Origin of the sequence: Alterluteimonas muca (assembly GCF_021191595.1) — a bacterium.
Lineage (GTDB): Bacteria > Pseudomonadota > Gammaproteobacteria > Xanthomonadales > Xanthomonadaceae > Luteimonas > Luteimonas muca.
Genome location: NZ_JAIWPS010000002.1, coordinates 444,999 through 459,120 on the forward strand (window position 1 = coordinate 444,999; position 14,122 = coordinate 459,120).

Sequence of the window (14,122 nt, forward strand, 5' to 3'; positions counted from 1 at the left end):
TGGGGTTTTGCGCCCATGATACCCGCCGCCCCATATACTTTCCGGTCACCCGGCTTCCCCAGGCCGCCCGTACCCGGGCGGCATCCCGCATGACCGACGAACTGCACACGATCATCGACCTGATCCGCTACGGCGCGAGCCGTTTCAACGCGGCCGGGCTCACCTTCGGCCACAGCTACGACAACGCGCTAGACGAGGCCACCCAGCTCACCCTGCACGCGCTGCACCTGCCGCACGACCTGTCGCCGGTGTACGGGCAGGCGCGGGTGACGCTGGCGGAGAAGGAGGAGGTGCTCGGGTTGTTCCTGCGCCGGATCGAGGAACGCGTGCCCGCGGCCTACCTGACCGGGGAAGCCTGGTTCGCCGGGCTCAGCTTCAAGAGCGATCGTCGCGCACTGGTGCCGCGCTCGCCGATCGCCGAGCTCATCCTGTCCGGCTTCGAGCCGTGGCTGGGCGGGCGCGAGGTGCGGCGCGCGCTGGACCTGTGCACGGGCTCGGGCTGCATCGGCATCGCCATCGCGCACTACAACCCGGACTGGCAGGTCGACGCCGCCGATATCAGCACCGAGGCGCTGTCGCTGGCGGAAGAGAACAGGGCGCGCCTGCTGGCCGACAACCTGCGGCTGCTGCACTCGGACCTGTTCACAGGTCTGCAGGGCGAGCACTACGACCTGATCGTGACCAACCCGCCCTACGTCACCAACGACGAGACCGACGCGCTGCCGCGCGAGTACGGCTACGAGCCGGAGCTCGGGCTGCGTGCCGGCGACGACGGTCTGGACCTGGTGCTGAAGATCCTGCGCGATGCACCGCTGCACCTCACCGAGCACGGCCTGCTGATCTGCGAGGTCGGCGATTCCGAGCGCGCGGTCAACGCGCTGCTGCCGGAGCTGCCGCTGGCGTGGGTGGAATTCAAGGTCGGGCAGATGGGCGTGTTCGTGGCCGAGCGCCGCGACCTGGTCACCCACAACGCGCGCATCAGTGCGCTGGCGGCCGAGCGGGAAGCCGCCGGGGTGGCGCCGACTGCTGCATCCGGCGCGTTGTTCTGATCCGCGCGCGGTCCTGACTGCATGTCCAACACCACCGGCCAGCTGTTTCGCGTTACCACGTTCGGCGAATCGCATGGGCGGGCCATCGGCTGCGTGATCGATGGTTGCCCACCGGGCATCGCGATCGCCGCCGACGACTTCGCCCACGACCTCGCACGACGCGCGACCGGCCGCAGCCGCCACACCTCGGCGCGCCGCGAGGACGATGCGGTCGAGATCCTCAGCGGCGTGTACGAAGGGCTGACCACCGGCACGCCGATCGCGTTACTGGTGCGCAATACCGATGCGCGCAGCAGGGATTACACGGCGATCGCGCAGCAGTTCCGCCCCGGCCATGCCGACTGGAGCTACTGGCAGAAGTACGGCATCCGCGATCCGCGCGGCGGCGGACGTGCGTCCGCGCGCGAAACCACGATGCGCGTTGCCGCCGCGGTGGTCGCACGCAAGTGGCTGCGCGAGCGCCATGGCGTCGAGGTCCGTGGCCATCTCTCGCGCCTCGGCGAACACGTGCCGAGCGCGCACGACTGGGCGGCGGTCGAGGCCAACCCGTTCTTCTGGCCGGCCGCGGCCGACGTGCCGGCGCTCGAGGCCTATATGGATGCGCTGCGCAAGTCCGGCGACTCGGTCGGCGCCGAGGTCACCGTGGTTGCGGACGGCGTGCCGCCCGGCTGGGGCGAGCCGGTGTACGGCAAGCTCGATGCCGAACTGGCCGCGGCGATGATGTCGATCAATGCGGTCAAGGGCGTGGAGATCGGCGCAGGCTTCGCGGCCGTGGCGCAGAAGGGCAGCGAGCATCGCGACGTGATGACACCGCAGGGCTTCCTGGGCAACCACGCCGGCGGCGTGCTGGGGGGCATTTCCACCGGCCAGCAGATCGTGGTCCGCACGGCGTTCAAGCCGACCTCCAGCCTGCGGCTGCCGGTGCAGGGGCTCGACGTGGACGGCAACGTGGTCGACGTGGTCACCACCGGCCGCCACGACCCCTGCGTCGGCATCCGTGCCACGCCGATCTGCGAGGCGATGCTGGCGCTGGTGCTGATCGACCAGGCGTTGCGCCACCGCGCGCAGTGCGGGGATGTGGGCGTGGTCCCCCCGCGCGTACCGGCTGCCGGCGGTGGCTGAGCCGCTCTGCCACGCTGACGAACGCCAAGGCGCCCGCGGGGAGTAACTTCCGCGCTCGCTGCGCGTCCCGCATCTACCGGGCTTCCGCCCGGACTTCTGCAACTCCGCTTCTTCGAGATTTCCCATGTCCGAGCAATCCCGTCTTTTCAACGTCGCCATCGTTGGCGCCACCGGTGCCGTCGGCGAAACCATGCTGTCCATCCTCGCCGCGAGGCAGTTCCCGGTGGGCCGGCTGGTGGCGCTCGCGTCGGGGCGCTCGGCCGGCGGCTATGTCGACTTCGGCGATGACGAAGTGCTGGTGCAGGAGCTTGCGGGCTTCGATCCGGCCGGCATCGACATCGCGTTGTTCTCGGCCGGCGGCGACGTCTCGCGCGAGTACGCGCCGAAGTTCGCCGCGGCCGGCGCGGTGGTGATCGACAACTCCTCGGCGTTCCGCCAGGACGACGACGTGCCGCTGGTGGTGGCCGAGGTGAACCCGGAAGCCATCGGCAACCGCCCGCGCGGCATCATCGCCAACCCCAACTGCTCGACGATGCAGATGCTGGTTGCCCTGGCGCCCCTCCACCGCGAAGCGCACATCGAGCGCATCAATGTCGCCACCTACCAGTCGGCGTCGGGTGCGGGACGCGCGGCGCTCGAGGAGCTCGGCCGCCAGACCGCGGCGCTGCTGAGCTTCCAGACGCCGGAGCCCGAACGCTTCCCGGTGCAGATCGCCTTCAACCTGATCCCGCAGATCGACGAGTTCCAGGACAACGGCTATACCCGCGAGGAAATGAAGCTGGTCTGGGAGACCCGCAGGATCCTCGGCGACGACAGCATCCAGGTGAACGCGACCGCGGTGCGCGTGCCGGTGTTCTACGGCCATTCGGAAGCGGTGGCGATCGAAACCCGCGACAAGCTCGGCGCCGCGCGCGCGCGCGAACTGCTCGAGGCCGCGCCCGGCGTGGTGGTGGTCGACGACCGCGCGCCGGGCGGCTACCCGACACCAGTGACCCATGCCTCCGGCAACGACCCGGTGTACGTGGGCCGCATCCGCGAGGACATCTCGCATCCGCGCGGGCTCAACCTGTGGGTGGTGTCGGACAACATCCGCAAGGGTGCCGCGCTCAACGCTGTGCAGATCGCCGAGCTGGTGGCCGGGCAGGGCGGTTGAGCGGTTGCCGTCGCAGCGTTGCCCGGCGGCGTGGCGTGACCGACGTTGCACCGCGTCGGCACACGCGGATAGAGTCTGGGCCCCGAGGGGAGTCGTGATGTCGAGGATCTGGCAGTCCATCCTGCTGCTGTGGCTGGCGCTGTGCGTCTGTGCGCCGGCGTTCGCGCTGGGCCTGGGGCAGATCCAGGTGCGTTCGCAGGCAGGCGAACCGCTGCTGGCGGAAATTCCGGTCGTGTCCAGCGATCCGGCCGAACTGCAGCAGCTGCGCGCACGACTGGCATCGCCCGAGACGTTTGCGCGGATCGGCCTGCAGGCGCCGCAGGGCGCGGTGTCCGACCTGCAGTTCAACGTGGCGCTGGATGCACAGGGCCGACCGGTCATCCGCGTCACCACGTTGCAGCCGGTGCAGGAACCGCTGCTGACCTTCCTGGTGGAAGTCGACTGGGGCCAGGGCCGGCTGGTGCGCGAGTACTCCGCGTTGCTGGATGCGCCCGACACCATCGCCGCGCCCGCGCAGCCGCCGATCCAGGCGCCGCGGCCGGCGCAGCCGACGACGGAAGGGCGCATCGTGCGCGAGGCCGAAGCGGCCGCTGCAACGGATGCCCAGGCGGCAACGCCGGAGCCGGTCGAACCGACCACCGCCGCGGATGCCGCAGCAGTACCAGTACCGGCGCCTGCCGCGCAGCCCGCGACCGCGCCGGTCGCGGCCACCGCGCCGCGCGCCATGCCGGGCGAATACGGGCCGGTGCAGGCCGGCGATACGCTCAGCCAGATTGTCCAGCGCATCGCCCCGGACGACGGCGTCAGCGTCAACCAGATGATGCTGGCGCTGCTGCGCAGCAATCCCGAGGCGTTCATCGGCGGCAACATCAACAGTCTCCGCCAGGGCGCCGTGCTACGCATTCCGGCACACGACGAGGCGCTGAGCATCAGCACGCGCGAGGCGACCGCCGAGGTGCGTGCGCAGGTCGCGCGCTGGCGCGAACTGTCGCAGCCGGCGCCGCAGCCCGAGCTGGCCGCAGCGCCCGCGGATGGCGATGCCGATGGCCGTACCGCGGCAGCACCACAGCCGGCAGCGCAGGACGCGCGGCTGGAGATCGTGCCGCCCGGAGTGGGCGGCACCCAACAGGCAGCAACCCGGTCGGGCATTTCCGCCGGCGGCGAGGGCGACATGTTTCGACAGGAACTGCAACAGGCACAGGAAACCGTGGCCGCGCGCGAGGCCGAGGTCGAGGAACTCAAGGCGCGGCTGGCGGAGCTCGAACGCCTGCAGCAGCAGCAACAGCAACTGATCGCGCTCAAGGACAGCGAGCTCGCAGCAGCGCAACAGCGGCTGGAAACCAGCAACCAGCAGGCGGCCGCGGAAGGCGCGGGTGCGCTGCCGTGGGTCCTGGGCGGCCTGGGCCTGCTGCTGCTGGGCGCGCTGGTGTTCTGGCTGCTCAGCCGTCGCAACGCCCGGCAGCCGGCGTTCCGCGCACCGTCCGCCGCCTCGCCGCGCGTCGACGCTCCGGCCGGGCCTGCGGCACCTGCGCCGGTACCGGTCGCAGGCAAGCCGACCTGGCACGCGACCGGGGCTGCGACCTCCACGGTGGACGCCGAACTCCCACCCGGGGCCGTGGATCCACGTGCGGAAGCCATGACCGCCAGTCGCCGCGCCGCGGTCACGCCGCCGGCCATCGCCACCGCGGTGCCCACCGCTGCCGGTCCGACGGGCGATGGCGAAGCGGTTGCCGACGCGCTGGAGGACGCGCAGGGCCAGGAGCGCATCGAGCTGGCGCGCGCCTATGTGGAACTTGGCGACATCGAGACCGCACGCACGCTGCTGCAGGAAGTGGTGGACTGCGGCACGCCGGCGGTGCGTGGCGAGGCCGCGCAGCTGCTCAGCGAACTGGCCTGAACGGACCGGTGCCGGCGGATGACGCCGGCAGCCCCGCGTTCTAGGATGCCGGTCCCCCAGCGTTCGGGATCTCCATGCGTTTTGCCCTGGGTGTCGAATACGACGGCACCGCGTTTCTCGGCTGGCAGCGGCTGAGCCAGCCCGGCACCGACGGCCCGCCGACACTGCAGGCCGCCCTCGAAGCCGCGCTGTCGAGCGTGGCGGATGTTCCGGTGGACACCGTCTGCGCCGGTCGCACCGATGCCGGCGTGCATGGTCTCTGCCAGGTCGTGCATTTCGACACCGATGTGGTGCGCGATCCCCGTGCGTGGGTGCTGGGCACCACCGGGCGCATGCCGCAGGGTATCGCCGTGCGCTGGTGCGTACCGGTGCGCGACGACTTCCATGCCCGGTTCTCGGCACGCGCGCGCCGCTACCGCTATCGCCTGCTCGACCGCATGGTGCGGCCGGCGCTGGGCCGGCAGTACCTCGCGTGGTCGCGCCGGCCGCTGGATGCCGACGCGATGCATCGCGCCGCGCAGGCGCTTCTGGGCGAGAACGACTTCTCCAGCTTCCGCACCGTGCACTGCCAGGCGCCGCATGCCCGGCGCAACCTGCAGCGCATCGAGGTCCGCCGCGAGCAGGCGGAGATCGTCATCGATGTGCAGGCCAATGCTTTCCTGCATCATATGGTGCGCAACATCGTCGGCTCGCTGATGGAAGTCGGTGCCGGCGAACGGCCCGAGGCCTGGATCGCCGAGGTGCTGGCCGCACGCGACCGAACCCTGGCCGGCCCGACCGCCCCATCCGCGGGGCTGGTCTTCGTCGGCCCCCTGTATCCCCCCGAATGGGGACTGCCTGACGAGGTCACCGAGTGAAGCGCACCCTGTTCCGCACGCGCATCAAGTTCTGTGGAATGACGCGCCCCGGCGATGTGCGCCTGGCGGGCGAGCTGGGCGTGGACGCCGTCGGCTTCATCTTCGCCGCCGACAGCCCGCGCCGCGTGGATGCCGAGGAAGCCCGCGCCATGCGCGTGGCGCTGGCACCGATGGTGAGCCCGGTGGCGGTGTTTCGCGACAACACCTCCGACGAAGTGCGCGACGTGGTCCGCCGGGTGCGCCCGGTGCTGCTGCAGTTCCACGGCAACGAGGAAGACGCCTTCTGCCGGAGTTTCGGCCTGCCCTACCTCAAGGCGGTGGCGATGGGTGCCGGCAGCGGACAGGGTGCGGTCGACTTCATCGCCCTGCGCGTGCGCTACGCCGGCGCGTCCGGCTTCCTGTTCGACAGCCACGGGGCCGGCGAATCGCCGGGCCAGGGCCGGACCTTCGACTGGGCGCGGCTGAAGCCCGGCATCGAGACGCTATTCTTCGTGTCCGGCGGGCTCACTCCGGACAACGTCCATGAGGCGGCGCTGGCCCTGCTGCCCTGGGGCGTGGATGTCAGCAGCGGGATCGAGCGTTCGCCCGGGCTCAAGGATGGAGACCTCATGCGCCGTTTCGTCGAGGAAGTGCGACGGGCCGATTGCGCCGAACTTGGAAAGAGCTGTGATGCGTGATGGGTCCGCAACCACCCCGGACATGATGGATTTCCATGCCTGGCCCGATGCACAGGGCCGCTTTGGCCGCTACGGTGGGCGCTTCGTGGCCGAGACCCTGATGGGCCCGCTGGAGGAACTTGCCGCCGCCTACGACGCGGCGCGCGTCGACCCCCCGTTCGTGGCGGCGTTCGATCGCGACCTCAAGCACTACGTGGGGCGGCCGAGCCCGATCTACGAGGCCGAGCGGCTGAGCCGCGAGGTCGGCGGCGCGCGCATCCTGCTCAAGCGCGAGGACCTCAACCACACCGGCGCGCACAAGATCAACAACACCATCGGCCAGGCGCTGCTGGCCAGCCGCATGGGCAAGACGCGGATCATCGCCGAGACCGGCGCCGGCCAGCACGGCGTGGCCAGCGCGACGGTCGCCGCGCGCCTGGGCCTCGAGTGCGTGGTCTACATGGGCGCCACCGACATCGAGCGGCAGAAGATCAACGTCTACCGGATGAAGCTGCTCGGCGCCACGGTGGTGCCGGTGACCAGCGGTTCGGCGACGCTCAAGGATGCACTCAACGAGGCCATGCGCGACTGGGTGACCAATGTCGCCGGGACCTTCTACATCATCGGCACGGTCGCCGGCCCGGATCCGTATCCGCGCATGGTGCGTGACTTCAATGCGGTGGCCGGGCGCGAGGCGCGCGCGCAGATGCTGGAGGACTACGGGCGCCTGCCGGATGCGATCACCGCCTGCGTCGGCGGCGGCAGCAATGCGATCGGCCTGTTCCACGCGTTCCTCAACGACCGCGACGTGCGCATCGTCGGCGCCGAGGCCGCCGGTGACGGCATCGCCAGCGGCCGCCATGCCGCATCGATCGCCGCCGGCCGACCGGGCGTGCTGCACGGCAACCGCACCTACGTGCTGTGCGACGACGATGGCCAGATCATCGAGACGCATTCGGTCTCGGCCGGTCTCGACTATCCGGGCGTGGGCCCGGAGCACGCGTTCCTGGCCGATGCGGGCCGCGCCGAATACGTCGGCGTGACCGACGAAGAGGCGCTCGCCGCGTTCCACCTGCTTGCGCGCACCGAGGGCATCCTCGCCGCCCTCGAGTCGAGCCACGCCATCGCCCAGGCGATCAAGCTTGCCCGCGAACTGCCAAAGGACGCGCTGGTGCTTGCCAACCTCTCAGGGCGCGGCGACAAGGACGTGCACACCATCGCCGCGCGTGAGGGTGTCGAGGTGTAGCGACGCTGCCGGGGAATCCGCGCGGACACGTGCGGGTCCAGAAAGCACCGAGCCTCGATGGCCGCCGCCCTGCGTGCCATCCATCTCCCGCCGGCGGCTCCCGGTGATCCGCGCTTTGCCGCTGACATCGCGCCAGCACGCGTTACCAGGAAAGCCCAGATGTCCCGTATCGATGCCCGATTCGCCGAACTCGCCGCCACCGGCCGCAAGGCGCTGATCCCCTTCATCACCGCGGGCGATCCGTCGCTGGAGGCCACCGTGCCGGTGATGCATGCGCTGGTGCAGGCGGGTGCGGACGTGATCGAGCTGGGCGTGCCGTTCTCCGACCCGATGGCGGACGGGCCGACGATCCAGCGCAGTTCCGAACGCGCGCTGGCGCGTGGGGGTGGCCTCGGACATGTGCTCGACTGCGTCCGCGAATTCCGCACGCGTGATGGCGACACGCCGGTGGTGCTGATGGGCTATCTGAATCCTGTGGAGATCCGCGGGCCGGAGCGTTTCGCCGCGGACGCGGCTGCGGCCGGCGTGGACGGCATGTTGCTGGTGGACCTGCCGCCCGAGGAAGCGGCGGAATTCCGTGCGGCGTTCACCACGCACGGCGTGGCGCTGATCCTGCTGGTCTCGCCGACCACCGGAGATGCGCGGATGGCGCGGCTGCTGGCCGAGGCGCAGGGCTATCTGTACTACGTGAGCTTTGCCGGGGTCACCGGCGCATCCGACCGGCTCGACACCGGCGCGGTGGCCGCACGCCTGCGAGGCATCCGTGCCGCCACCGCGGTGCCGGTGGTGGCGGGCTTCGGAATCCGCGATGCCGCCGGCGTCGCCGCGCTGGCCGCTGCCGCCGACGGCGTGGTGATCGGCAGCGCGCTGGTCACCGCGATGGCTGACGCCGGCGATCCCGCCGACGCCGCCGCACGTGGCGCGGCATTCTTCGCCCCGCTGCGCGCGGCGCTGGACGAGGCCTCCGCCCACGCATAGGCCGGCATGCGCCTGCGTACGGGGTAACCCTTTCGAATCATGGACTTGCGCGGGGAAGCGGGTGCCGGGCTCCGGCCCTCCGCCTGCTAGACTTGCGCCCTTGTCCCGGCCGGGCGACGCAGTCGCCGGCCGCCACCGGAGTACGACGATTTGAGCTGGCTCAAGAAAGTGATGCCATCCAGCATCCGCACCGAACCCGGCGCCCCGCGCAAGCGCAGCGTGCCCGAAGGTCTCTGGGAGAAGTGCGAACGCTGCGGCGCCGCGCTGTATCGCCCGGAGCTCGAGGAGAACCTCGAGGTGTGCCCGAAGTGCGCCTTCCATCGCCCGATCCGGGCGCGTGCGCGCCTGCGCGGCTTTCTCGATCCGGATACCGGCAGCGAGATCGGCGGCGATCTGGGTCCGGTCGACGTGCTGCGCTTCCGGGACCAGAAGAAGTACGCGGACCGCATCAAGGCGGTGCAGAAGGCCACCGGCGAGCGCGACGCGCTGGTGACCCTGGAAGGCACGCTCAAGGCCCGGCCGATCGTGGCGTCGGCGTTTGACTTCGCCTTCATGGGCGGCTCGATGGGCTCGGTCGTGGGCGAACGCTTCGCGCTGGGCGCCGAACGTGCGCTGGAGATCGGCTCGCCGTTCGTGTGCTTCGCTGCCAGTGGTGGCGCACGCATGCAGGAAAGCCTGTTCTCGCTGATGCAGATGGCCAAGACATCCGCGGCACTCGGCCGCCTGCGCGCCGCGGGCCTGCCGTACATCTCGGTGATGACGCACCCGACCACGGGCGGAGTGTCGGCATCGTTCGCGATGCTGGGCGACATCAACCTCGCCGAGCCGGAAGCACTGATCGGCTTCGCCGGCCCGCGGGTGATCGAGCAGACCGTGCGCGAGAAGCTGCCGGAAGGCTTCCAGCGCTCGGAGTTCCTGCTCGAGCATGGCGCCATCGACCAGATCTGCGACCGTCGCGAATTGCGTGACCGCATCGCCTCGCTGGTCGCGCTGCTGATGAAGGCGCCGCCGGCCGCGGAGCCCGCCGCATGAGCCGGAAGTACTTCGGCACCGACGGTATCCGCGGCAGGGTGGGCGAGGGTCCGATCTCGGCGGACTTCGTGCTGCGCCTGGGCAACGCCTACGGCCACGCCCTGCGCGAGGGCGATCCCACCTGGCGCAAGCCGCTGGTGGTGATCGGCAAGGACACGCGCATCTCGAACTACATGTTCGAGGCCGCGCTGGAAGCGGGCCTGGTGGCTGCCGGTGTCGACGTGCAGCTGATGGGCCCGATGCCGACGCCGGCGGTTGCCCACCTCACGCGTTCGCTGCGCGCCGATGGTGGCATCGTCATTTCCGCCTCGCACAATCCGCACCACGACAACGGCATCAAGTTCTTCTCCGCCGACGGCGAGAAGCTCGACGACGCCACGGAGCTCGCCATCGAGGCGGCGCTGGAACAGCCGTTCCGCACGGTTGCGTCGGAACAGCTCGGCAAGGCGGTGCGCACGCGCGATGCGGTCGGCCGCTACCTCGAAGCGTGCAAGAACTCGCTGCCGCGCGGCTTCGACCTCGACGGCCTGCGCATCGCGATGGACTGCGCCAACGGCGCCACCTACCAGATCGGGCCGCTGGTGCTGCGCGAACTCGGCGCCCAGGTCGATGCGATCGGCATCGAGCCCAACGGCGTCAACATCAATGCCGGCGTCGGTTCGACCCATCCCGAGGCACTGGCCGCGCATGTGCGCAGCTGCGGCGCCGCGCTTGGCATCGCCTTCGACGGTGACGGCGACCGGGTGATGTTCGTCACCGGCGAGGGCCGCGTCGTCGATGGCGACGACCTCATCTACATCCTCGCGCTGGACTGGCAGGCGAGTGGTCGCCTGCAGGGCCCGGTGGTCGGCACGCTGATGACCAACTACGGGCTGGAGCAGGCGCTGGAGCGCCACGGGATCGCCTTCGTGCGCACGAAGGTCGGCGATCGCCACGTGCACCACGCCCTGGTCGAGAATTCCGGCGTGCTCGGCGGCGAAGCCTCCGGCCACCTGCTGTGCCTGGATCGCAGCAGCACCGGCGATGGCATCGTCAGCGCGCTGCAGGTGCTGGAGGTGCTGCAGCGCCGTGGCATCACCCTGCAGCAGGCCCTCGACGGCCTGCAGCGCTATCCGCAGCGCACGATCAATGTCGCCTGTCCTGCGGGCGTCAGGCCCGCCGAGGCGCCGACGGTGCTGGCCGCACTCGCGCAGGCCCAGGCGCAGGTGCAGGGCAGGGGGCGTGCGTTCCTGCGCCCCTCCGGCACCGAGCCGGTGGTGCGCGTCACGGTCGAGGCCGACGACGCCGCGCTGATGCAGACGACCCTCGATTCACTGGCCGACGCCGTGCGCGCGGCGGCCGCTTCCTGACGGTAAACCCCCATGACCTCCCGCATCCCGACCCTCGACATCCGCCGTTTCACCCGGCCGCAGAGCCCCGCCGACCGCGACGCCTTCGTTGCCGAACTCGGCGCGGCCTACCGGCAGTGGGGCTTTGCCGGCATCAACGGCCATGGCATCGCCCAGGACGAGATCGACGCCGCCTACGCCGCGTTCAAGGCGTTCTTCGCGCTGCCCGAAGACGTCAAGAAGCAGTACCACGTGCCCGGCGGCGGCGGCGCGCGCGGCTATACGCCGTTCGGGGTGGAGACCGCCAAGGGTTCGAAGCATTTCGACCTCAAGGAGTTCTGGCACATCGGCCGCGAGATCCCGGACGACTCGCCCTACCGCGAGGTGATGCCTCCGAACCTCTGGCCCGACGAGGTGCCGGAGTTCCGCGAGCACGGCTACCGCCTGTACCAGCGCCTGGATGCGCTGGGCTCGCAGGTGCTGTCGGCGCTGGCGCTTCACATCGGCCTGCCGGAGCAGTTCTTCGCCGACAAGACCGACAACGGCAACTCGATCCTGCGCCCGATCCACTACCCGCCGATCACCGCCGACGACATCCCCAACGTGCGTGCCGGCGCGCATGGCGACATCAACTTCATCACCCTGCTGGTCGGCGCCAGCGCGGCGGGGCTGGAAGTGCAGTCGCATGAAGGCGAGTGGGTGCCGTTCACCTCGGACGCCGACACCATCGTGGTCAACATCGGCGACATGCTGCAGCGCCTGACCAACCATGTGTACCCGTCGACGATCCATCGCGTGGTCAACCCGCCGGGCGAGCAGGCGCGCCAGCCGCGTTACTCGGTGCCGTTCTTCCTGCATCCCAACCCCGATTACCTGATCGACGTGCTGCCGTCGTGCATCAGCGACGACAACCCCAGCCGCTATCCGGAGCCGATCACCGCGCACGGCTTCCTCGAGGAGCGCCTGCGCGAGATCAAGCTGAAGTAGCGCCGCGTCACGCGGGGCAGGGCGCAGCCGCGTCGGCCCCGCAACCCGGTACGGCCATGTCTTCAAGGCGCCCACCGCCTAGAATGGGCGGTTGTCCACATCCCGAGGTAGGTCATGCGTCCACGTATCGTCGCCGGCAACTGGAAGCTGCACGGCAGCCGCGATTTCGCCACCGAGCTGGTTTCCCGCGTTGCCGATGCGGTGCCCGCCGGCGTGGAGGTGGTGGTGCTGCCGCCACTGCCCTATCTCGGCGACCTGGTCGAGGACTTCGAGGGCCGCCCGGTCGCGTTCGGCGCCCAGGACGTCAGCAGCAACCAGGAGGGCGCCTACACCGGCGAGGTGTCGGCGCGGATGCTGGTCGATGTCGGCGCGCGCTTCGGCCTGGTCGGGCATTCCGAGCGCCGGCAGTACCACAACGAAAGCAGCGAGCATGTCGCGCGCAAGTTCCTTGCGGCGGTCAACGCCGGCCTGCGTCCGATCCTGTGCGTGGGCGAGTCGCTGCAGCAGCGCGAGGCGGGGATGACCGAGGACACCATCGCCTCGCAGCTTCGCCCGGTGCTGGACCTCGTCAGCGCCGCCGCGTTCGCCAACGCCGTGGTCGCCTACGAGCCGGTCTGGGCCATCGGCACCGGCCGCACCGCCAGCCCGGAACAGGCCCAGGCCGTGCACGCGTTCATCCGTAGCGAGGTTGCCGCGCGGGATGTTAAGATCGCCGATTCGCTGCCCATCCTCTACGGTGGAAGCGTCAAGCCCGCCAATGCGGCCGAGCTGTTCGCGCAGCCCGACGTGGACGGCGGCCTGATCGGGGGTGCCTCGCTGGTGGCCTCCGACTTCCTTGCCATCGCCGCGGCAGCCGCCGCGCGTTGAACCCGGTCTAGCCACGATGCTGCTGCTCGTCCTGAACGTCCTCTTCGTCCTCATCGCGATCTCGATGATCGCGCTGATCCTCATGCAGCGCGGCGCCGGCGCCCAGGCCGGGTCCGGTTTCGGTGGCGGCGCGTCGTCCACCGTGTTCGGTGCGCGTGGGTCGTCCAACTTCCTGTCCAAGGCGACCAAGTGGCTGGCGATCTCGTTCTTCGCCCTGACGCTGTTCATGGCCTGGTACGCGACCCGCCAGGCGCAGCCGGTGGTGCAGCAGCAGGATCTCGGTGTGATGTCGGCAATTCCGCAGGCGCCCGCCGCTCCGGCGGCCGATGCCAGCGTGCCGCAGGCGCCTGCCCAGCAGGGTGACCAGGCGGTTCCTGCCGCGCCTCCGGCGCAGCCGGCAGCCGATGCGGAAATTCCTGCGCCGGCACCGCAAAACGAGCAGTAAAGCGCGTACAATGCGCACCCCGCGGCAGGCACCATCGCCGCGGACACCTTGCCCAGGTGGCGGAATTGGTAGACGCACTACCTTGAGGTGGTAGCGACGAGAGTCGTGGGGGTTCGAGTCCCCCCTTGGGCACCAATACCGGCGGTTCTGCCGCCAGCGCCAGCACCCCGCCCAGCGCGGGGTGTTTGCGTATCCGGGCGTGTGCGCCGAGGGTTTCCGGCGTTACACGGTGCGTGCACGCGGCGCGTGCGTGCAATGCGTTTGCGGGACCCGAATTGGTTTACTCGTCAGTTCACGAAACGGTACAATGGGCTGGTTTCGAGGACGGTGTCCGGCAGCGGCCGGAACCGCCCAGGAAGGGCCAGCCGCGTAGCACCCGCGCCGGGTGTGGCCGGAAGCGACGGAATGTCGGTCACCCCTGAGTAAACACGACGCACGCGGCGCTCCGGCGCCATGTGCGAGCGGCGCAAAGCGCCGAGCAACGGCCACCTGCGGGTGGCAAGTA

Annotated in this window: 13 protein-coding genes and 1 tRNA gene; all 14 read left to right on the forward strand. The window is 70.3% G+C overall.

Annotated elements, in window-relative coordinates; genetic code table 11:
• Nucleotides 1–89: 89 nt before the first annotated feature.
• The 14 genes from prmB to LDO11_RS05410 all read left to right on the forward strand — a co-directional run bounded on the left by prmB (nucleotide 90) and on the right by LDO11_RS05410 (nucleotide 13,752).
• The gene (gene prmB / locus LDO11_RS05345) at nucleotides 90–1,049 is read left to right on the forward strand and encodes a 50S ribosomal protein L3 N(5)-glutamine methyltransferase (RefSeq protein ID WP_232140624.1); all 960 of its coding nucleotides are present in this window, start codon (nucleotides 90–92) and stop codon (nucleotides 1,047–1,049) included.
• A gap of 21 nt (nucleotides 1,050–1,070) precedes the next feature.
• On the forward strand, nucleotides 1,071–2,171 hold the full coding sequence (gene aroC, locus LDO11_RS05350; protein WP_232140625.1) for a chorismate synthase: 1,101 nt from the start codon (nucleotides 1,071–1,073) through the stop codon (nucleotides 2,169–2,171).
• A 124-nt stretch (nucleotides 2,172–2,295) separates the two neighbouring features.
• Complete coding sequence (locus tag LDO11_RS05355; RefSeq protein ID WP_232140626.1) at nucleotides 2,296–3,324, forward strand: aspartate-semialdehyde dehydrogenase; 1,029 nt, start codon at nucleotides 2,296–2,298, stop codon at nucleotides 3,322–3,324.
• A gap of 97 nt (nucleotides 3,325–3,421) precedes the next feature.
• On the forward strand, nucleotides 3,422–5,221 hold the full coding sequence (locus LDO11_RS05360; protein WP_232140627.1) for a type IV pilus assembly protein FimV: 1,800 nt from the start codon (nucleotides 3,422–3,424) through the stop codon (nucleotides 5,219–5,221).
• Between the two features lie 74 nt (nucleotides 5,222–5,295).
• Nucleotides 5,296–6,078 (forward strand): tRNA pseudouridine(38-40) synthase TruA, encoded by a 783-nt coding sequence (gene truA / locus LDO11_RS05365; RefSeq protein WP_232140628.1) that lies wholly within the window; start codon nucleotides 5,296–5,298, stop codon nucleotides 6,076–6,078.
• Nucleotides 6,075–6,755, forward strand: a complete 681-nt coding sequence (locus LDO11_RS05370; RefSeq protein WP_232140629.1) for a phosphoribosylanthranilate isomerase — start codon at nucleotides 6,075–6,077, stop codon at nucleotides 6,753–6,755. Before truA ends, LDO11_RS05370 begins: the two co-directional genes overlap by 4 nt.
• 22 nt (nucleotides 6,756–6,777) lie before the next feature.
• Nucleotides 6,778–7,980 carry a tryptophan synthase subunit beta gene (gene trpB / locus LDO11_RS05375; protein WP_232140676.1) on the forward strand — a complete coding sequence of 401 codons (1,203 nt, stop codon included), beginning with the start codon at nucleotides 6,778–6,780 and terminating at the stop codon, nucleotides 7,978–7,980.
• A gap of 159 nt (nucleotides 7,981–8,139) precedes the next feature.
• Nucleotides 8,140–8,958 carry a tryptophan synthase subunit alpha gene (gene trpA, locus LDO11_RS05380; RefSeq protein WP_232140630.1) on the forward strand — a complete coding sequence of 273 codons (819 nt, stop codon included), beginning with the start codon at nucleotides 8,140–8,142 and terminating at the stop codon, nucleotides 8,956–8,958.
• Nucleotides 8,959–9,108: 150 nt separating this feature from the next.
• The gene (gene accD, locus LDO11_RS05385) at nucleotides 9,109–9,990 is read left to right on the forward strand and encodes an acetyl-CoA carboxylase, carboxyltransferase subunit beta (protein ID WP_232140631.1); all 882 of its coding nucleotides are present in this window, start codon (nucleotides 9,109–9,111) and stop codon (nucleotides 9,988–9,990) included.
• Nucleotides 9,987–11,339 (forward strand): phosphoglucosamine mutase, encoded by a 1,353-nt coding sequence (glmM, locus tag LDO11_RS05390; protein ID WP_232140632.1) that lies wholly within the window; start codon nucleotides 9,987–9,989, stop codon nucleotides 11,337–11,339. The genes accD and glmM overlap by 4 nt, the downstream gene beginning before the upstream one ends.
• 12 nt (nucleotides 11,340–11,351) lie before the next feature.
• On the forward strand, nucleotides 11,352–12,305 hold the full coding sequence (locus LDO11_RS05395) for an isopenicillin N synthase family dioxygenase (protein ID WP_232140633.1): 954 nt from the start codon (nucleotides 11,352–11,354) through the stop codon (nucleotides 12,303–12,305).
• Nucleotides 12,306–12,419: 114 nt separating this feature from the next.
• Nucleotides 12,420–13,172 carry a triose-phosphate isomerase gene (tpiA, locus tag LDO11_RS05400; RefSeq protein ID WP_129136161.1) on the forward strand — a complete coding sequence of 251 codons (753 nt, stop codon included), beginning with the start codon at nucleotides 12,420–12,422 and terminating at the stop codon, nucleotides 13,170–13,172.
• A gap of 16 nt (nucleotides 13,173–13,188) precedes the next feature.
• Nucleotides 13,189–13,617 carry a preprotein translocase subunit SecG gene (secG, locus tag LDO11_RS05405; protein WP_129136160.1) on the forward strand — a complete coding sequence of 143 codons (429 nt, stop codon included), beginning with the start codon at nucleotides 13,189–13,191 and terminating at the stop codon, nucleotides 13,615–13,617.
• A gap of 50 nt (nucleotides 13,618–13,667) precedes the next feature.
• Nucleotides 13,668–13,752: transfer RNA gene (locus tag LDO11_RS05410), tRNA-Leu, on the forward strand.
• Nucleotides 13,753–14,122: the final 370 nt, after the last annotated feature.

Bases quoted from the DNA above. Each gene is read 5' to 3' on its own strand.
- prmB (WP_232140624.1), top strand. From the start codon at position 90: ATGACCGACGAACTGCACACGATCATCGACCTGATCCGCTACGGCGCG.
- aroC (WP_232140625.1), top strand. From the start codon at position 1,071: ATGTCCAACACCACCGGCCAGCTGTTTCGCGTTACCACGTTCGGCGAA.
- LDO11_RS05355 (WP_232140626.1), top strand. From the start codon at position 2,296: ATGTCCGAGCAATCCCGTCTTTTCAACGTCGCCATCGTTGGCGCCACC.
- LDO11_RS05360 (WP_232140627.1), top strand. From the start codon at position 3,422: ATGTCGAGGATCTGGCAGTCCATCCTGCTGCTGTGGCTGGCGCTGTGC.
- truA (WP_232140628.1), top strand. From the start codon at position 5,296: ATGCGTTTTGCCCTGGGTGTCGAATACGACGGCACCGCGTTTCTCGGC.
- trpB (WP_232140676.1), top strand. From the start codon at position 6,778: ATGATGGATTTCCATGCCTGGCCCGATGCACAGGGCCGCTTTGGCCGC.
- trpA (WP_232140630.1), top strand. From the start codon at position 8,140: ATGTCCCGTATCGATGCCCGATTCGCCGAACTCGCCGCCACCGGCCGC.
- glmM (WP_232140632.1), top strand. From the start codon at position 9,987: ATGAGCCGGAAGTACTTCGGCACCGACGGTATCCGCGGCAGGGTGGGC.
- LDO11_RS05395 (WP_232140633.1), top strand. From the start codon at position 11,352: ATGACCTCCCGCATCCCGACCCTCGACATCCGCCGTTTCACCCGGCCG.
- tpiA (WP_129136161.1), top strand. From the start codon at position 12,420: ATGCGTCCACGTATCGTCGCCGGCAACTGGAAGCTGCACGGCAGCCGC.
- secG (WP_129136160.1), top strand. From the start codon at position 13,189: ATGCTGCTGCTCGTCCTGAACGTCCTCTTCGTCCTCATCGCGATCTCG.